At 61.6% G+C, this 18,917-nt stretch carries 16 protein-coding genes; 7 read left to right on the top strand and 9 right to left on the bottom strand.

Annotated elements, in window-relative coordinates; genetic code table 11:
• Positions 1–16 precede the first annotated feature (16 nt).
• The 4 genes from ACF8FG_RS21940 to ACF8FG_RS21925 all read right to left on the bottom strand — a co-directional run bounded on the left by ACF8FG_RS21940 (position 17) and on the right by ACF8FG_RS21925 (position 4,733).
• Positions 17–1,075, bottom strand: a complete 1,059-nt coding sequence (locus tag ACF8FG_RS21940; protein ID WP_318081921.1) for an Ldh family oxidoreductase — start codon at positions 1,073–1,075, stop codon at positions 17–19.
• A gap of 35 nt (positions 1,076–1,110) precedes the next feature.
• Complete coding sequence (locus ACF8FG_RS21935; RefSeq protein WP_318081922.1) at positions 1,111–2,652, bottom strand: altronate dehydratase family protein; 1,542 nt, start codon at positions 2,650–2,652, stop codon at positions 1,111–1,113.
• Between the two features lie 146 nt (positions 2,653–2,798).
• Entirely contained in the window at positions 2,799–3,758 is a 960-nt protein-coding gene (locus ACF8FG_RS21930; RefSeq protein ID WP_014591296.1) for a LysR family transcriptional regulator, read from the bottom strand.
• A gap of 27 nt (positions 3,759–3,785) precedes the next feature.
• Positions 3,786–4,733, bottom strand: a complete 948-nt coding sequence (locus ACF8FG_RS21925) for a LysR family transcriptional regulator (protein ID WP_019437173.1) — start codon at positions 4,731–4,733, stop codon at positions 3,786–3,788.
• Between the two features lie 101 nt (positions 4,734–4,834).
• Between ACF8FG_RS21925 and ACF8FG_RS21920 the strand changes: the two genes are divergently transcribed.
• Together ACF8FG_RS21920 and ACF8FG_RS21915 are read left to right on the top strand one after the other, a co-directional pair.
• Complete coding sequence (locus ACF8FG_RS21920) at positions 4,835–6,148, top strand: L-fuconate dehydratase (protein WP_003253941.1); 1,314 nt, start codon at positions 4,835–4,837, stop codon at positions 6,146–6,148.
• 67 nt (positions 6,149–6,215) lie between these two features.
• A complete protein-coding gene (locus ACF8FG_RS21915; RefSeq protein ID WP_014591298.1) occupies positions 6,216–7,517 on the top strand; it encodes an MFS transporter in 1,302 nt (433 codons plus the stop codon).
• A gap of 127 nt (positions 7,518–7,644) precedes the next feature.
• Here ACF8FG_RS21915 and ACF8FG_RS21910 read toward each other — a convergent pair whose 3' ends face one another.
• From ACF8FG_RS21910 to ACF8FG_RS21900, 3 genes are all read right to left on the bottom strand, one after another.
• Positions 7,645–9,000 carry a GntR family transcriptional regulator gene (locus ACF8FG_RS21910; protein ID WP_081384696.1) on the bottom strand — a complete coding sequence of 452 codons (1,356 nt, stop codon included), beginning with the start codon at positions 8,998–9,000 and terminating at the stop codon, positions 7,645–7,647.
• Positions 9,000–10,385, bottom strand: coding sequence for a hypothetical protein (locus ACF8FG_RS21905; RefSeq protein WP_019437176.1), 1,386 nt, complete (start codon positions 10,383–10,385; stop codon positions 9,000–9,002). The genes ACF8FG_RS21910 and ACF8FG_RS21905 overlap by 1 nt, the downstream gene beginning before the upstream one ends.
• A gap of 516 nt (positions 10,386–10,901) precedes the next feature.
• The gene (locus ACF8FG_RS21900) at positions 10,902–11,924 is read right to left on the bottom strand and encodes a zinc-dependent alcohol dehydrogenase family protein (protein ID WP_014591301.1); all 1,023 of its coding nucleotides are present in this window, start codon (positions 11,922–11,924) and stop codon (positions 10,902–10,904) included.
• 206 nt (positions 11,925–12,130) lie between these two features.
• On the opposite strand from ACF8FG_RS21900, the gene ACF8FG_RS21895 reads away from it, so the two are divergent.
• The 5 genes from ACF8FG_RS21895 (at position 12,131) to ACF8FG_RS21875 (ending at position 15,333) form a co-directional block, all read left to right on the top strand.
• On the top strand, positions 12,131–13,045 hold the full coding sequence (locus ACF8FG_RS21895) for a LysR family transcriptional regulator (RefSeq protein ID WP_014591302.1): 915 nt from the start codon (positions 12,131–12,133) through the stop codon (positions 13,043–13,045).
• 144 nt (positions 13,046–13,189) lie between these two features.
• Entirely contained in the window at positions 13,190–13,507 is a 318-nt protein-coding gene (locus ACF8FG_RS21890) for a type II toxin-antitoxin system PrlF family antitoxin (protein ID WP_014591303.1), read from the top strand.
• The gene (locus ACF8FG_RS21885) at positions 13,507–13,968 is read left to right on the top strand and encodes a type II toxin-antitoxin system YhaV family toxin (protein WP_014591304.1); all 462 of its coding nucleotides are present in this window, start codon (positions 13,507–13,509) and stop codon (positions 13,966–13,968) included. Before ACF8FG_RS21890 ends, ACF8FG_RS21885 begins: the two co-directional genes overlap by 1 nt.
• 237 nt (positions 13,969–14,205) lie before the next feature.
• Positions 14,206–14,784: an NAD(P)H-dependent oxidoreductase gene (locus tag ACF8FG_RS21880; protein WP_014591305.1), complete on the top strand. Its 579-nt coding sequence runs from the start codon at positions 14,206–14,208 to the stop codon at positions 14,782–14,784.
• Positions 14,785–14,949: 165 nt separating this feature from the next.
• Positions 14,950–15,333, top strand: a complete 384-nt coding sequence (locus ACF8FG_RS21875; protein WP_003253954.1) for a MerR family transcriptional regulator — start codon at positions 14,950–14,952, stop codon at positions 15,331–15,333.
• A 69-nt stretch (positions 15,334–15,402) separates the two neighbouring features.
• Here ACF8FG_RS21875 and ACF8FG_RS21870 read toward each other — a convergent pair whose 3' ends face one another.
• Together ACF8FG_RS21870 and ACF8FG_RS21865 are read right to left on the bottom strand one after the other, a co-directional pair.
• Positions 15,403–18,012 (bottom strand): RND family transporter, encoded by a 2,610-nt coding sequence (locus ACF8FG_RS21870; protein ID WP_019437178.1) that lies wholly within the window; start codon positions 18,010–18,012, stop codon positions 15,403–15,405.
• 33 nt (positions 18,013–18,045) lie between these two features.
• Positions 18,046–18,882, bottom strand: a complete 837-nt coding sequence (locus ACF8FG_RS21865; protein ID WP_014591307.1) for an outer membrane lipoprotein-sorting protein — start codon at positions 18,880–18,882, stop codon at positions 18,046–18,048.
• Between the last annotated feature and the right edge of the window lie 35 nt (positions 18,883–18,917).

Genomic DNA, 18,917 nt, shown 5'->3' with positions numbered 1-18,917 from the left:
GTTCCCTTGCTGTGCATCATTGGAAAAGTCCCGGCAGTTGCAACTGCCCAGCCACGCGCTCAAGGTCGGCTATCAGCTGCGGCGAAAGGCTCACGCCCTGCTCCAACGCCTGGCGACGCAGGGCAAGGCCTGCTTGCCCGGGCAGGCGTACCGGGCGTTCGGGGTCGAGCGGGCGGCTTGCCAGAACCAATCCCCCCAGGAAGCTGGTTTCGTCGATGAACGCCTCCAGGCCGCCGAACATGCGCGGGTCAATCACCAGCGCAGTGGCCGAGGCGCCCCACTGACCCGGTGCATCCTTGCGCCCATGGCCGGCCAGCCCCGAGGTGAGGGCTTCGACCAACAGCGCAAGGGCAAACCCTTTGTGGCCAAAGGCCTGGCCGCCGAGCGGCAGGATGCTGCCTTGCGGGCGGGTAAAGAAATCGTCCGGGTCATCGCTGAGCTGCCCGTCATTGCTCACCAGCACCGGGTGCGGCAGACGCCGGCCGGCATCGCGGCATTGGCCGACCAGGCCGAGGGTGACGGTGGACATGCTGACATCCAGCAGAATCGGCTCACCCTGGGTCGGGATACCGGCAGCAATCGGGTTGGGGGTGTACACCGGGTCGATGCCGCCATGAGCACAGACCAACCCCACCGACGGATCCGACGAGTAGACGATGGCCAGCAACCCTTGGTCGGTGTATGGCTTGAGGTAGGCGGCCAGGCAGCCGATATGGGCAGCGCGACGTACTACCGCAATACCGATGCCCTGCTTGGTCGCGCCTGCGGCCGCACAATCCAGTGCCCGGCTGACGCAATAGGGCCCCAACACATAATGGCCGTCGAACAGGCTGGAAATACCACTGTCGGCGACCTGTTCCAGCGCCTGCGCGCGGGCTTTGACCTGCCCGCTGAGCATGCCGTCGATGTAGCGGCTGACCAGGTTGAGGCCATGGGTACGGTGGCCGAGCAGTTCGCCTTCGAGCAGCACCCGGGTCACTACCTGGGCGACGTCCACGTCGGCTCCGGCTTTCATGAACAGTTGCTCGACAAACGTGGTAAGCGTTTGCACGTTGTACCGTGTGGTTTGAATCATTGCAGTTGCCTCGCAAATGGGACGGGAGCGGTCGATCAGGTCACGGCGCCGATCTGCCACGGGACGAACTCGTTTTGCCCGTAGCCGTGCTGTTCGCTCTTGCTGCGTTCCCCGGAGGCAATGCGCAGCATCTGCTCGAAGATGAATGCGCCGCGCTCCTCGATGCTGGCGGAGCCATCGGCGATGCCGCCGCAATTGACGTCCATGTCCTCTTGCTGGTGCTCGAACACCCGGTTGTTGGTTGCCAGCTTGATCGATGGCGCCGGGGCACAGCCGTAGGCCGAGCCGCGGCCGGTGGTGAAGGCGATCAGGTTGGCCCCGCCGGCCACCTGACCGGTGGCCGAGACCGGGTCGTAGCCGGGGGTGTCCATGAACACCAGGCCCTGGGCACGCACGGCTTGCGCGTACTGATACACATCGACCAGGTTGCTGGAGCCCGCCTTGGCCACTGCGCCCAGGGATTTCTCGAGGATAGTGGTCAGCCCCCCTGCCTTGTTGCCGGCCGAGGGGTTGTTGTTCAATTCGGCGTTCATACGCTGGCAGTAGTCTTCCCACCAGCGAATGCGCGCCACCAGCTTCTCCCCCACCTCACGGCTTACCGCGCGCCGCGTGAGCAAGTGCTCGGCACCATAGATTTCCGGGGTTTCGGAGAGAATGGCGGTACCGCCGGCGGCCACCAGGCGGTCAACGGCATTGCCCAGTGCCGGGTTGGCGGTGATCCCCGAATAGCCATCTGAGCCGCCGCACTGCAGGCCGACCACCAGGTGGCGGGCACTGACCGGCTGGCGCCGTACCTGATTGGCCTCGGCCAACAGCGCCTTGACCTGGGCGATACCGGCAGCGATGGTTTTCGAAGTGCCCCCGATCCCTTGGATGGTAAAGGCGCGCAGTTGCGCACTCGCCTGCAGGCCCTGGGTTTCCAGCAGGGTTTCGATCTGGTTGGTTTCGCAGCCCAGGCCGATGATCAGCACGGCAGCGAAGTTGGGGTGGACGGCGTAACCCGCCAGGGTGCGGCGCAACAGGCCCAGGGCTTCACCGCTCGGGTCAACTGCGCAACCGGCACCGTGGGTCAGGGCGACCACACCGTCGACATTCGGGTAGTCGGCCAGCACCTCGGGGTGAATGTCACGGCGGAAATGGTCGGCCACGGCCCGGGCCACGGTCGCCGAACAGTTCACCGAGGTGAGAATGCCGATGTAGTTGCGGGTGGCGACACGGCCATCGGCGCGCACGATGCCCTGGAACTGCGCGGCGCTGCCTGGCAGGCTGCGGGTATCGACACCAAACGCATAGTCACGGGCAAAATCGCCCATCTGCACGTTGTGCACGTGCACATGGTCGCCAGCGTCGATCGCCTGGGACGCAAACCCGATGATCTGCCCGTAACGGCGCAACGGCTGGCCCTGCGCCACAGGCTCGGTGGCGAGCTTGTGGCCTGAAGGGATGGGCTGGCGCACGGTAGTCGCCTCGGCATCCAGGCGCACGCCTGGCAGCAGGGCCTGGCGGGCGATGACGACGTTGTCCAAAGGGTTGAGGCGGATGACGGCGGGGTCACCGGATTTGGCAATCAGTTGCATGGGACCTCTCAGGGCGGAGCGGCTGACTTCTTGTTATGGCTGTAGCCACTGTAAGAAGCCTGGTGCCGCATTCCCAATGAGATGATCCGATCGAGCGATAACCTGGAGTTATCGCAAGGGTATTTCGGTGCGTGATCTTCAATCGGCTAGGCATCTGCCGGAGATTGCCGCCGTCGCTGCGCGCCCTCCAGCAGAATCTCGACAAACGCCCTGGCGGAAGCGCTGAGCGGTTCATCCTTGCGGGTGACCACTCCATACTCCAGCGCGGGCACCTGCAAAGGGCTGCGCAGCTCCTTGAACTGCCCGCTGGCCAACTGCGCGGCCACCATCGAGCGCGGTAGCATGGCAATCATCGGTGCCGATTGCAGCAACTGCAGGAACATGGGCATGGAGATGGTCTCCACGCAGTCGGCAGGCGTGGCGATTCCGGCCACCCGGAACGCCTGCTCCAGGCGGTTGCGGATCGGCGTACCCACCGGGTACAGCACCCACGGCCAATCGCCTAGCGCCTCAAGCGGTGTGTTGTCGAGCTGATTGAGCGGGTGCTCGCTGTTGACCACCAGGCTGAAGGGTTCAGGCTCCAGCGGCTGGAAGTCGAACAGCTGACCGAAGCGTTCCTCGGTGAAGCGGCCAATCATGATGTCCAGCTTGTTCTGCTCGAGCATGGTCAGCAGGTGATCGCTGGAATGCTCCACCACTTCAATCGACAGTAACGGGCTTCGCGCCTTGATGGCGGCGATGGCCTGCGGCAATACCAATGCGGTCGCGGCAAAGATCCCGCCAACGCGGATGAAACCGTGCCCGCCGTTGCGCAGGCGGTTGACCTGATCGACGAACTGTTGCGACTCGGCCAGGGCACCCTGGGCGTATCGCACCACGTATTCACCCAGCTCGGTCGGCGGCATGCTGCGAGGCAGGCGCTCGAACAGGGCAAAGCCGAACTGCTCCTCAAGGTCACGCAGCATTTTGCTGAGCGCCGGCTGGCTGAGGTTCATGCGCGTGGCGGTGGCGTGCATGTTGCGGGTGCGCGCCAGGGTGTCGATCAACACCAGGTGCTTGTAACGGATCCAGTTGCAAAAACTGGAATGGGTCATGTCCGGCGGCATAGACGCAGGGCCTCATGCAGGTGAAAGTTATTGTGCCCGCAGGTAGCGCAGCAAGGTATCAAGGGCAACCGAGTTGGGCCGCGAGCGCAGGGTCAGCACGCCGAGGTTGGCCATCGCCAGGGGCAACTCCACCGGCAGGATGGCGACCATGCCATAGCGGGCATAATGCTGGGCCACGTCATTGGGCACCACCGCAATCATTTCGGACGCTTCGAGCATGGCAGTGGTCGCCAGGATCGACGCGGTTTCGACGATATCCAGCGACTGCACCATGCCGCCGGCCTGCAATGCGCTTTCGACGCGACGGCGCATCGGGCTGCCGATGGGGTGCAAGATCCACGTCAAGCTCACCAGGTCGGCCAACTGCAGCCCTGTGGCTGTCGCCAAGGGATGACCTGCGCGAGCAATCACGCGCATCTGCTCACCGCCGTCGAACAGCTCGATATTCAGTTCCTGGCTGTCGCTCTGGTCCGGCAGGCGCCCCACCACCATATCGAAATCACCGCGTAGCAAGGCCGGCAGCAAGGTGTCGCTGGTGCCCACTTCCAGCGAGATACGTACCTTGGGCTGGTCGCGCTTGTAGGCCAGCACCGCCTTGGTCAGCACGCCCGGTACCGGGCCCATGACGCTGCCCACCCGCACCAGGCCCAACGCACCGCGCGCCAGTTCGGCGATTTGCGCCTGGGCATGATCGAACTCATGCAATGCGTTTTGCGCATAGCGAATCATCACCTCGCCATACAGCGTCGCTTGCATCCCCCGGGGCAGGCGCTCGAACAAACGTACCCCCAGGCGCTCCTCAAGCTGCTGTAGCAACAGGCTGGCGGCCGGTTGCGTGGTGTGCATCGCGGCGGCGGCGCGGCGTAGGTTGCCGAATTCACCCAGGGCATTGAGCAACGTGATCTGACGGCTGGAAATCTTCAAGGCACCGAGGCTGGCAGGCGCCTGGGCCTTGTCAGGTGGCAAGCGAGACATATCGAATCCGGTATCACTGATTAAGATTTGGCGATTATGCCTGTATCGCTCGACAACCTACAGTCAGGTCTCCCTGTGCCTGAGCAGAACAAGAGTCGACCATGAGCATACGCATTACCCACCTGAGCGTTCGCGATATCCGTTTCCCCACTTCGCTGTCGCTGGATGGCTCCGACGCCATGAACAGCGCCCCCGACTATTCGGCGGCCTACGTGGTGCTGCACACCGACGCTGCCGCCCTCGAAGGCCATGGCCTGACCTTCACCATTGGCCGTGGCAACGAGATATGCGCGGCGGCGGTGCAGTCGCTGGCCCCCTTGATCGTCGGCCTTACGCTCGAAGAAATCAGCGCCGACATGGGCGCTTTCTGGCATCGCTTTACCGTCAGCGACAGCCAGTTGCGCTGGCTGGGCCCGGAAAAGGGCGTGATCCACCTGGCCACCGCCGCCATCATCAACGCAGTGTGGGACCTGTGGGCCAAGCATGAGGGCAAGCCTGTCTGGAAACTGCTGGCCGACATGACGCCAGAGCAGCTGGTGCGCTGCCTGGACTTCAGCTACGTCACCGACGTGCTCACCCCCGAAGAGGCCATCGCCCTGCTGCGCCGCCAGGCGCCGGGCAAAGCCCAGCGCGAGGCACACATGCTGCGTGAAGGCTACCCCGGGTACACCACTGCCCCGGGCTGGCTGGGCTACAGCGAAGAGAAAATGCGCAAACTGGCCCGCGAGGCCGTGGCAGACGGCTGGACCCACATCAAACAGAAGATCGGGGCCGACCTGGAAGAGGACATCCGCCGCGCCAGCATCCTGCGCGACGAAATCGGCTGGGAGCGCACCCTGATGATGGATGCCAACCAAGTGTGGGGCGTCGAAGAGTCGGTGGCCAACATGCGCCGCCTGGCCGCATTCGAACCGCTTTGGATCGAAGAACCGACCAGCCCCGATGACATTCTCGGCCACGCCACCATTCGCCAGCGCATTGCGCCAATCGGTGTCGCCACCGGTGAGCATTGCCACAACCGGGTGATGTTCAAACAGATGTTCCAGGCCGGTGCACTGGACTTCTGCCAACTGGACGCAGCCCGCCTGGGTGGCCTGAACGAAGTCCTGATCGTGCTGCTGATGGCCGCCAAGTACGACGTGCCGGTCTGCCCGCACGGCGGTGGCGTCGGCCTGTGCGAATATGTGCAGAACATCGCGCTTTTCGACTACATCGCGGTGTCTGCCTCGCTGCACAACCGGGTGCTGGAGTACGTCGACCACCTGCACGAGCACTTCATCGACCCGGTGGTGATCCATCGCGGGCGCTACATGCCGCCACAACGCCCTGGCTACAGCATCGAGATGCACGCTGAGACCCTGGAACGTTACCAGTACCCCAACGGCGCAGTGTGGCTCGACATCAACCGTTCCTGACCCACAGACCTGAGTGTGCCGCTGCTGCGCGGCACACCACCAGCGCTTTTTCACGGGGAAAAAAACAATGACAACCCTCACCCGCGCAGCGGCTTGCGCCCCTGCCACCACCCATGAGCAGCGCTTGAACGGCCTGCTGCTACGCAAATTGATGCCACTGCTCATCGTCGTCTACGTGATGAGCTTTCTTGACCGCACCAACATCGCCCTGGCGAAAGCCAGCATGGGCATCGACCTGGGCCTTTCGGCAGCAGCCTACGGCCTGGGCGCGGGCTTGTTCTTCCTTACCTACGCCTTGGCCGAAGTGCCCAGCAACCTGATCATGCACCGGGTGGGCGCGCGCTTCTGGATCACCCGTATCATGATTACCTGGGGTTTGCTCTCGGCGGGCATGGCCTTCGTTCAGGGTGAGACCTCGTTCTACATCATGCGCCTGTTGCTGGGGGTAGCCGAAGCTGGCCTGTTCCCCGGGGTAATGCTGTACCTGACCTACTGGTTCGACCGCGAACAACGCGCCCGTGCCACGGGGTACTTCCTGCTGGGTGTGTGCCTGGCCAACATCCTTAGCGGCCCGCTGGGCGGTGCCCTGCTGGAGCTGGACGGTGTACTGGGCTGGCATGGCTGGCAATGGTTGTTCGTGCTCGAAGGCCTGCCCGCCGTAGCCCTGGCCTATGTGGTGTGGAAAAAGCTGCCGGACGGTCCAGCCTCGGCGCCTTGGCTGACGGCTGCCGACGCCCAGGACATCGAGCGCCGCCTGGCCGCAGAGCAGGCGGCCGCACCGCAGCAGAGCAAGCTGGGGCAGATGTTCCGCGACCGGCAGATCTGGCTGGCGATCGCGGTCTACTTCGTGCACCAGATCACCATCTACACGGTGATTTTCTTTCTGCCGGGCATTATCGGCACCTACGCTGCGCTTTCGCCCTTCCAGGTCGGCCTGTTGACAGCGGTGCCGTGGATTGCAGCAGCCATTGGCGCAGCTACCTTCCCACGCCTGGCCACCTCGCCGCGCCGCTGCCGCACCCTGCTGTTCCTTGGCCTGCTGACCATGGCGGCCGGATTGCTGCTGGCATCGCTGGCCAACTCGTTCATTGGCCTGCTCGGGTTTTCCCTGACCGCGCTGATGCTGTTCGTGGTGCAGTCGATCATCTTCGTCTTCCCCTCCAGCCGACTGAGCGGCAGTGCGTTGGCGGCGGGACTGGCCTTCGTCACCACTTGCGGTCTGTTTGGCGGCTTCGTCGGGCCGTCGGTGATGGGCTTGATCGAGCAGACCACCGGCAGCACCCGCAACGGGTTGTGGATCATTGCCGCGTTGCTGGTAGGTGCGGCGCTGATCAGTACCCGTTTGCGTCAGGGGCAAGAGCAACCCTGAGGAGTACTCAATTTACGCCCCCTGCAGGTGGCTCTTTGTGCTGCGAATGAGCCTTGAGGTTTACAGGCCGTCATTTCACTTGTCGGCCCTCTCGCAGCACTTGGCGGCACCTGCAAGCGTCTTGATCTCAACTTGAGAAGCGGGTGTTTCGCCCGCAGCGCGCCTCCAGCGCCTGCGCCAGTCGCCTTACCGCCAGTTGCAGTTCATCCGGGCGCCCCCCCAGCCAGATCAGCGCAAGGTGTTGAGGGTAATGCCCCGGCAGGCCGAACTGCTCGCCCGGTAGTGCGTGCAATGCAGAGCCTGCCAACGCTGCGGCAATACCGTCCCACGCCAGCGGCTGGCAAAAGCTCACCCACAGCATTTGCCCACCTTGCGGCATGTCGAAAACCACCCGTTGGCCGAATTGCGATTGCAGTACATCCGCCAGGTGTTGCGTACGCCTTTGCAAGTCTGTGCGTAGCTGTAACAGCTGCGTTTCGATTTCCCCCTTGCCGAGCATGTGAGCAAGCGCCTGCAAACGTAGCGGCGCAAGCCGAAACGCCCGTTCAGCGAATGCCTTGGCCAACACAGCGTCACGGCTCAGTAAATAGGCATACGGCGCCTCTGCCCCCACTGCGGCCTCGAACGTGCCCATCACCAAAAGCCAGCGCGGGTCGATCCAGTCACGCAGTCGTGTGCTCGGCGGCCCGTCATAACAGAGCTCGCTGTCCAGGTCGTTTTCCAGCAGCCATACAGGGTGTTGGTCAAGCAAAAGTCCAAGCTGCTGCTGGTAATGCGGTGAAGCTAGCCGCCCTTGTGGCATGCCCAGGCATGACGGCATGACCAGCAGGCTTACCGGCTCGCTTCCCAGCAGCTTGGCCAATGCGTGCAGCTCTGGGTTGCCACGGGCATCCAGTGGTGTTTCCAGCACGCGCATGCCGGCACGCGCCAGGGCGCGCAACACTTGCCAGCAACAGGGCGAATGCACCAATGCGGTACCACCTTGCATGGCCAGCGCCGCAAGCAGCGTCTCCAGCAACGCGAGCACATCGGGGGCCAGATGGACGTCATCGGCATGCCAGTACTGGTTGGAGCAGCGGGTGTATCGCTCAGCCACGGCATTGCGCAAACGGGCGCTACCCAGCGCTTCCCAGGACGCAACGCTGCGGTCACGCTGACGGGCCAAACGCCGTTCGTGGCCAAGCAGCATGCGCTCCAACAGTGGCTGCGTCGGCAAGGGAGGCTGCCGGGCCACGGCCACGGCCTGATCTTTGCCACCGTTCTGTACGTAATAGCCCGACCTCGGCAGGCAGTGTACACGGCCCTCCTCTTCCAGCAGGCTGTAGGCACTTTGTACCGTGGCCAACGACACCCGCAGCCGCCGGGACAGCTCACGCAATGACGGCAACCGGCATGTGCCAACGCCTGCAGCTTGATCGATCAACGCTTCCAGGTAGCGATACACCTTGCGATACGCGAACTCGCCTGGGGCCGCTCGCCCCATCAAGGCAGCCCCGCAACACCACGCCGCCGCCCCAACGCCAGCTGTGGCAGCAGCCTCAGGTGTGCATCGCGGCGGGCCAGGTTGTTAAGCAGGCGCCATCCCGCCAACGGCAACTGCCCATCATAAATTTGCCGCAGTTGCCCCAACGGCAAGCCACTGGTATTCACCAGCCAGGCTTTGACTGCATCGGGGCAGGGTTTGCCTTGCAAGGCCCTGTGCAGGTACGGCAACGCCACCACCATGTCGGCGTGCCGACACTGCAAGAACCGCTCGAGGTTTTTCCCCTGCCTGGCAAACGGGCTGAACAGCAGGCACACCAGTTGGGCCTGGTTGATGCCATAAGCTTTGCCAAATAGCAACGGCGCGGCGTCACACTGCTTGCGGCCACCCGCCTGCCCTGCCAGCCTCAGTGCAGGGCGCCCGGCCAGCGGCTCCAGACTGCGGGCGCGCAGTTCATGCAGCTGTGCCGTGGCTAGCGAGTCGACGAATTCGGACAGCGGCAAAGCATCCGCAGGCGTCTCGAAGTGACAACCCAGCATCGCGTCAAGCTGCTGCTCTTCAAGCAAGTGCGGCAACAGGTCATCAATAGCAATCAGCCGCACCGGCGCGCGCTCCGGTACGGCGCCTGGAACCGGCTCGTGCTGCCCACCCGGCGCGCCCCCAGCAGCACCGTGCAATCGGCTCAGCCCTTGGGCCAGCGCCGCCAGGCACTGGTGCACTGCATGCGAGCCACGCACGCCGGCCAGGCGCAGGCTACGCCGGGCCCACGCCAGGTATCGGCGCCGCTGGAGCCCGGGCATGGCGGTGACCAACGCATCGGGAGGCACCGCTGCCTGCAGGGCCTGAACCACGGCCCCCGCCAGTTCCAGGTGCAGGCGGCAGCCCAGCAGGGCTTCCGGCCTGGCATCGATCATGTGGCCGAACATCAACATCGCGTCCCTCGCCAGCAGCCAGCGCTCAGGCATTACCGAGAGCCGACGACTGAACGGCACCACTGCGCGCCCCTCAATCATCTGCAATTGCACCCGCGGGTCATCCTGCATGAACAACGCGCTAAAACTGCGCTCGTGAGCTTCCAGCGTGGCGCTATCGGCAACCGGCAGGCTGACTACCAATACCCGCAGCTGGAAGGTTACCGGCGAACGCAGCGCAATGCTTAGTTGCGCGGCACGCAACATGGCCAGCAGCCGGCTGCTATGGCGGTCGCTCCCTTGCAATACCTGCAAGCTGAAAGTACCGATGTACTCGGGCCCGCCTGCAGCGACCAACAGGCGTTGTATCAGCAACTGCAAGGAAGCGCGCTGCGCCTGGGACATGTGATTCAACAAGCGCTCGAGTACTTGCTGGTAGATATAATGCATCGCCTGGTCGTGAATAGCAGTCACGCAATCACCTCATCAACTTCATGCAGCCAGCGCATGCGGCACCTAACATTTGCACGTGAACATGCGCCAACTTACCTAGAAGAAATTTCTTACAACAAAATGAAAGTAATGACGTAACCCTTCACTGTCGCCAAGCCATCGAGAAAAAACCGCCCCTGCGATGGCCTGTCGCTGTCACATGCTGCTCTATATCAGGCATAGCCATGCTCATCCCACGTTCCTTGCACAAACTATCATTGGGCCATTATCGAGAGGGAGGCAGCGCGAATTGAAGATACAGTTCAGGGTAAAAAAACCATTCAGCATACGTGTCAGTTCACAGTGACTCGCAAGGCGAAAGCGTTCAAGGCTGATTATTTGCCGGGATATTTCTGACTTCCCGAAAGATACGGACTTATATGTAGTCCATATCGTGATTTATTGTAGGAACAGTCCTACTTTAAGTGTTGAATCACTTTATCCCGCGCACAAAAAACCCGGGACCTTGCCCGGGTTCGCCGCTTGCGCCATCCACCGTCAGTGATGCGCCATGTCCAGCACGACGCGCCCGCCGCACGGGCATTGGTCCATGTAGCGATGCGCCTCGACCACCTGCTCGAACGGGTACACCTTGATGATCTGCGGTGTCAGCAGCTGGTCGGCCGTGAACTGGTTGATATCGCGCAACGCACGCTGCAGTGCCACCTGATCCTGGCTGATGCCAAGCTCTGGCTTGCCGGTGAAGTTACCGATGCAGTGCACATAGAACTGAATGTTCTTCTGGAATGCCGCGCAAGCCGGGAATGGCGTCTGGTTGCCGCCTTGCAGACCGTACAGCACCAGGCTGCCACGCGGCGCCAGCACATCACCCAACAGCGACATCTGCGGGCCGCCCATGCCGTCGAGCACCATGTCCACACCACGGCCATCGGTGTACTTGCCAATCTGCAGCAGCAGGTCTTGCTCTTCGGTGACGATCACTTTGTCTGCGCCCAAGCCCAGCAGGTAGTCACGCTGCGCCGCTTCCTTTGTGGCGGCGAACACTTTCAGCCCCAGGGCCCTGCCCAGCTGCACGAAGGCAGGCCCGGCGCAATGGCTGGCATCGGTGACCAGTGCTGTCTGCCCGGCCTTGGCCCGTGCCAGGTCGACGTAGGCGAAATAGGCGATCAGCAGCGGGGTGTAGTGCACGCTGGCCTCGATCGGGGTGAGCACATTCGGGTAGCGCGTGATGGCTGTACGGGGCAGTACGATGACATCGCCGTACACCGGGTGGTCGTTGGCACTGGTAGCCGGGAAGCTGGCAACCCGGTCTCCGACGGCAATGTCATCGACCCCTTCCCCGACCGCAGTCACCACCCCGGCCATTTCGTGACCGATCCCCGCTGGCAGACGCGCCTGGGACGGTGCCAGATTCTGGCGCCAAAGCACGTCATACCAGCTGACGCCAACCGCTTCGACGCGGATCTGCACCTCGTCGGCAGCGGGTGACGGTTCGGCCTGCTCTTCGCAACGGAGCACGTCGGCAGCGCCGAACTTGTGGAAACGGATCATGCGGGACATCGCATACCTCGCCTTTGTGAACCTCTAATTACCACTGACTCTATCCGGGCTTTGCCCGTTAGACCATCAGTGGGCATTAATAGTCGACATGCTTGTCATCGATTGGGCACCTGACTTTCCCTGCGATTGGTCCCCCTAAACCCGTGCAGGGTAACAGCCTTTGGCCTTAAGATTCACCTCTGCCCCACATTAGGCGAAGCGCACCGATGAATCGAAACGACCTGCGTCGTGTAGACCTCAACCTGCTGATCGTGTTCGAAACGCTGATGCACGAGCGCAGCGTGACCCGTGCCGCAGAAAAACTGTTTCTCGGCCAACCGGCCATCAGCGCGGCGCTCTCGCGCCTGCGCAACCTGTTCGATGACCCGCTGTTCGTGCGCACGGGGCGCAGCATGGAGCCGTCGGCACGGGCCCACGAGATCTTCGCCCTGCTGTCACCGGCACTGGATTCGATTTCCACTGCAGTCAGCCGCGCCGCCGAATTCGACCCGGCCACCAGCAATGCGGTGTTCCGCATCGGCCTGTCGGACGACGCCGAGTTCGCCTTGCTGCCGCAACTGCTCAAGCGCATTCGCGCCGAGGCGCCCGGTATCGTGCTGGTGGTGCGACGGGTCAACTACTTGCTGATGCCAACCCTGCTGGCCTCGGGCGAGATTTCGGTGGGGGTCAGCTACACCAGCGAACTGCCGGCCAACGCCAAGCGCAAGGTGTTGCGCCGCAGCATGCCGAAACTGCTGCGCGCCGACAGCGTACCCGGCAGCATCACCCTGGATGACTTCTGCGCCCGGCCCCATGCGCTGGTGTCGTTTGCCGGGGACTTGTCCGGGTTCATCGACGAAGCCCTGGAAGAAATCGGCCGCAAGCGCCACGTGGTGCTGGCTGTGCCGCAGTTCAACGGGCTGGGGAGCTTGCTGGCAGGCACCGATATCGTGGCGACGGTACCGGACTACACGGCGGATGCACTGACGGCCGCCGGCGGCTTGCGGGCCGAGGACCTGCCGATACCCGTGCGCAGTTTCGAACTGCACATGGCCTGGCGCGGGGCACAGGACAATGACCCGGCGGAGCGGTGGCTGCGGTCGCGGATACAGATGTTCTTCGGGGACCCTGAGAGTCTTTAGAGGATCGTGTCCCGAGAGGTGGTGTAACTCATCCTGCGGCGCTACTGAGCGTCCTCCCCGCCTATGCTTGATCAGCAGAAAACCAAGATTGACCGTGTAAGGATTATTCCTTACCATTCAATCAATACATCTGGGAGAACGCTCATGCCTGCCATCCACGAAATCGCCACGTTGACCTCGAAGGGGCAGGTCACAGTGCCCAAGTCCGTTCGCCAGCTTTTAGGCCTCGACACGGGTGGCAAGATCGCATTCGACGTACGCGCCGGGGAAGTCGTGGTCAGCCGCGTAGAATCCATCCATGAGGACCCTGCCATCGGTGCATTCCTGGGTTTGCTGGAGGCTGATATCCGAAGCGGGCGCAACCTCACCACCCTGCCGGAAGACCTGGCGCAAACCATGCTCGCCAATGCGGGCCACGCTGTAAATCTGGACGAAGATATCGACGGTGAGGTCGCGATCTGATGCTGCGACATGGCTGGACACTGTTGTTCCATGAAGGTGTGACTTTACAGCTACGCAAATTGCAAGAAGCCGCCGCCCGGGCCGAGCAGAACGACCCGCAAGGTTTTGAAAGCAACGCCAACGTCAAGCTGTTTCGGGCATTGAGCCATCTGATCATGGAGGCTGTGCCTGCCGACCCGGGCCGTGACGAGTTCCGCCAAGGCAACACGCTGGGCACCGCCTACCGACATTGGCGGCGGGCGAAAATCGGTAGGCGCTTTCGGCTGTTCTTTCGCTACGACTCAAGGTCCAAGGTCATCGTCTACGCATGGGTGAACGACGAAAATACTCTACGGTCCGCAGGCAGCAAATCCGATCCCTACGCCGTATTCGAGAAGATGCTGGGCCGCGGCAACCCTCCTGATGACTGGGATACGCTGACTGCTGCGACGCGTAGCGACTGGGACGAGCCCAAAGCATAAGCTGCGCGACTGGGTGAGGGATTGCACGTTCGACACCGCCCCCTCGGTGCTTCCACTGTAATCCACTCGTAGCTGCCGGAAAAACGCACATTGCGTTTCTGCGCCCCTTCATTCAACGGTTTGCCGGGCTACACCCGAGCGCTGCTGGACTGTTTGTCTCTACCGCTAACCGGCAAGGCTTGACTCTACCGTAAGGGGCAGACTTTACCCTTGGTACTTCATTACCTGGAGTTTGTCATGAAGCGCAAACGCATGCTCGTAATCCTCGGCCACCCTTCGAACGACAGCTTTTGCGGCGCTGTGTCCGAACGTTATGTCGAGGCTGCCACGCAAGCAGGCCATGAGGTGCGCCTGCTGCGCCTGGACACCCTGGATTTCGATCCGGTCTTGCACGATGGCTATAACCAGATCCAGTTGCTTGAGCCCGATTTGATCAACGCACAGAACGACATTACCTGGGCCGAACACCTGACATTGGTATACCCGATCTGGTGGGGCGGCATTCCGGCGTTGCTCAAGGGGTTCTTCGACCGCGTGTTTCTGCCCGGTTTTGCCTTCAAGTACCGCAAGGGCTCGCCCTTCCCGGATAAGCTGCTCAAGGGCCGCACGGCTCACCTTTTGGTGACCATGGACACGCCGCCGTGGTACTACCGGTGGGTGTATCGCATGCCAGGCCTGCACCAAATGCGCAAGACCACCCTGGAGTTCTGCGGCATAAAACCCCTGAAAACCCTGACCTTCGGTCCGGTATTGGGCTCCAGGCCGGAACAGCGTGAAGCCTGGCTCAAACAAGTCCAGGCAGTCGCCAGCCGCTGATCGGCCCCGGTCGGGCCGTGCCCCTGCACTGTCCAGCCGAGCCTCCCTGCTGTGACGCCTTGTCCAACTTGGCTTCCCCCCCCCTGACGCTTGTGCAAAAATGTCGCGCGCCTGTACGAGCACGCGACATTTTTTCGCTTCTGATGCGTCAAAAAAGGGATTTTCATGTACATCGGCAAAGCCGCCCAGCTGTCGGGCACCACCGTCAAAAGCATCCGCCATTACGAAGAAATCGGCCTGTTGCCCCCACCGCAACGCGAAGGCAAGTACCGCATCTACAGCCAGCAAAGCGTAGAGCTGCTGACCTTCATCAAATGCGCTCAGCAACTCGGTTTCAAGCTCAAGGAAATGCAGGCCATTCTGCAGGATCATCGCGGCCAGGAGCTGCCCTGGGATCTGGCCATGCAGGCCATCGATAACAAAAAGCAGGAATTGATGGGGCAGATCCAGGCATTGCAGCAAGTGCATGACGGCTTGGTTGAGTTTGAGCTGAGCCTCAAGGATGCTCAGATGCAATGCCAGTTCGAACACCTGGAAAAGGCCCGCTGAATCCGCTCCGCCGCCCCTGAACGGCCATGGCGCCCCGTGCCGTTTTCAGCACGCAGGCGCCCCGTCGATTTAGCCTGGCACAGCCCCATCCCCCGGCTGCTCGCCCTCTTGCACTGCTGGCTGCGGCACAATCGAGGCAAAGAACCACGGCGAAATCAGCGTGACCAACAAAATGGTCATGAAGCCGCTGGATGACAGCGCCAGTATCACCAATACCCCCAGGTCAATGACAGGTTTGTAGGCGGAGAACAGCAGCGCGACAAAGCCCATCGAAAAGATCACGACGTTGACCACCGTCGAGCGCCCGACGCCCTGCATGGCCGCCAGGATGGCCTCGTCGATCTCGATGCCCTTCTGCACCAGCATCTTGATCCGTGACAGCAGGTGAACGGCGTAATCCACTACGCCCACCACCAGGAACGTCACCAGTGTGGTACCGATGTTCAACTCGATATCCAACAGGTACATGCTGCCGTACACCGTCACCGACGTGGTCAACAACGTCAGCATGCCGAGGATGCCCAGGCGTACTGACTTGAGCCAGAACATCATCATCAAGGTCACGGCCAGCAACGCCAGCGAGAAGCTCAGCACCTGACCCTGGGTGATTTCCTGCAACACCCCGGTCCATATGTACGGCGTACCGGCATGGGTGACTTGCAGGTTGGCCGGTTTGTTGATGACCAGCCAGGCGTCCAGTTTATCGAGCATCGCCTGATAATCGCCCGCCACAGAGGAGGTCATGGTGAACAGCGTCACCGCCTTCGAGTAATCGGCATTGAGCACGTTCTGCAAGTCAGTACCGCCACCGTTCTCGAACATCATGATGTGTTGTTCGATGAGTGAGTTGCCATCGACATCGAAGGTCTCCGGTTTGCCGTCATCATCGACCACCGTCACCTGCTCCACCGCCTGCGGCACCCGCAGGAAAGCAGGGTTCATGTCGTTTAGCACGAGGTTCATGCGCTTGATGTAGGTCGCCACCGAATAGGTGTAACTCACGTTCGGCTGGGCCTTGATGAACTGGTCCAGACGTTCGAGGAACTGCACGGTTTCAGTGGTCAGCGCGCCACGCGGAGTCTTGGTGTCGAAAGCGATCCAGCCCGGCGATGTACCCGCGACTCCGGCCCGGTTGATGAACTCGTCGGACATCCGCACCGGGCTGTCCTTCTTGAAGTAGGCAATGCCAGAGTCTTCGATATCGACCTTGAACGTGAACACCGTCATCATCGCCAACAACGGCAGGGTCACCAGCAATACCGGCTTGCGCCAGCGAATCAGCCAGGCACAGAACACCACCAGATAGTGGGAGATCAGCGACGCTTTGAGTTGCACTTTGCGCGGGACGGCATCTTTGCCCCAGATCGAAATCCACGCCGGAATCAGTAGCAACGAGATGATCAGCGCCGCCGTCAGGCCGATCGACATGAATACGCCAAAGTTGCGGATGCTGACAATGTTGTTGGTGGTGGAAATCAGGAACGTCGCAATAGTCGTGACCGTTGTCAACACTACGGGCGTGACCATCAGGCGCTGGGTTTCACGGTTGGCTTCGCGGAAAGACTTACCCGAATTGAGCTGTTCGTAATACTCGGCCATGACGTGGATCGCGTCGGCACAACAGATGGTGAACAGGAACACCGGCAAGACACTGGTGAGCAAGTCCATCGGCACACGCAGCAGCGCCATCAGGCCAAGGGTCCAGATGGTGCAGAACAGGATATTGAACAGCGGCAGCACCACGCCCAGTGGTTTGCGAAAGAAGAAAACCAGCAGAGAGGTCACCAGCAGGAACACGATCGGGAACAGCATCGCCAGGTCGTGATCGATGATTTCCTGCTGGGCCGCAATGAAGATCGGCATGCCGGCGATGAACACCTCGTCGGTGAACTCCGGGTGGGCGGCCTGGTACTTCGCGATGATCTCGCGGACCTGGTGATAGGCACGCAACTGGGCCTGAGCATCGTCCTGTTTGGTGCCCAGTTCGGCGACGACCATGGCGACTTTCTTGTCCGCCGAGACGACGCCACCGACCATCTGCTCGTTGCCCATGATCTGCGCTTCGACCTTGATCGGGTCCATATCCAGGGCGTGCAGGGTCTTGTGGATCCACAACTCGCCATCGGCACTCAAGCTGATGTTCTCCAGGTCAGCCATCGAGGCCATTTCCTGGATCGGGTTGAGCCGCTCGGCAAGAAAGCTCAGGAACTGCAGGTCATGGCTGTCCCAGTGCCGGGCAATCCCGAGGTCGCGCAGCGCTTTGGCGGCAGCGTAATCGTTCTGCGAAAAACCCTCGGCGAGGATCTGCACCAGCAAAGCCTGAGCATCAGGGTCGCCACTGTGCAGGCCGACGATGCGCTGCAGTTCGACACGGTCCTCATCGTTCGCCAGCATCAACTGGCGTATGGCCTGGGACAGTTCGAACTGGGCGTTCAGCGACGTGGTGTTGAAGACACTCTCGGGGTTGTTCAGCGCCACCATGACCGAGTCATACGTGCCGGTGAACTCGCGCTGCAAATCAATGATCGTCTTGCGCGCCGGGTGAGTGTCCTTGAGCAGATACGGATTAGTGTCCGACATCAGCGTGCCGAGGGTGTAGGTGAAGTAGGCGGTGATCGCCACCAGCACGAACACAATTGCCCGCGCATAGCGCTCGACGAAGTTCAGGTATCTTTCCATGAATGAGGGTTCCAGATGAATCGGTAGCGGCGCTTAGCGGGCAGACACGGCGTATTCCGGCAAGTCGCCGGCTTTCAGCCCGCGCTTGATCGCGGTCTGCGTGAACAGGCGGTCGTCCAGCGCGACGTTGTACTGCAACTGGTTGAAGCGCAGCTGAGAGCGTGTACCGGCGATGAAGTCCTCGGTTTCGCTGAAGGTAATGCTGTCGATCTGGTCGATGGTTTCAGTCTTCAGGGTGCGCATCTGCTTGAACATCACACCTTTTACATCGAAGAAGTCCTGGCGCAGCACCAGTGAGTTCTTCTTGTCAACCCAGACCTTGAGCTTGTTGTAGCCGGTCTTGGCCAACACGGCAGGCGTCGCCGGCTCACGCTCGATCACGTAGCAATCGCGGCCCTGCAACTGCTCTTCGCCAACCAGCGTTTGGCGATAGTCTTCGGCGCGAATCTTGTCGAGGTCGGCATAGGAGTAGTCGCTCCCCATGAACGCCCCGCGTTTGTCGGTGGTGGAAATCCTTCGGGTCTGTCGGCTGACCGGCAAATACATCCATTGGCTGTCTTCGAGGCCCAGGACCTCGCGCGGGTTTTCGATGTGGAACGCGACGTCACGCACATCACTCGGCGCGGAGAAATACATGGTGAATTTGTCGCTGTCCGGGTAATCCTTTTGCAGGTAGCTGAACTCGCGGATGCGCCTGTTACCTTGCTTGTCGATCAGGATCAGGGACACCTGGGACATGAAGCTCTTGCCGTCATCGCGGTCCCGGGCCTGGCGAATGATGTCGTCGGCCGTGCGTGTTTCAGCTGCCATGGCGGCAGCGGCGCTCAGCAGCAGTGCGCTTACAGTCAGGGTCTTGAAGATGGGCAACATGGCGATTTCCTTTTCATTGTTTGAGTGGTTCGCAC

This window comes from Pseudomonas sp. YQ_6 (assembly GCF_043103245.1).
GTDB classification, from domain to species: Bacteria; Pseudomonadota; Gammaproteobacteria; order Pseudomonadales; family Pseudomonadaceae; genus Aquipseudomonas; species Aquipseudomonas alloputida.
Note: the sequence above shows the minus strand (reverse complement) of the source record. Positions and strands in the feature narration are given on the sequence as shown.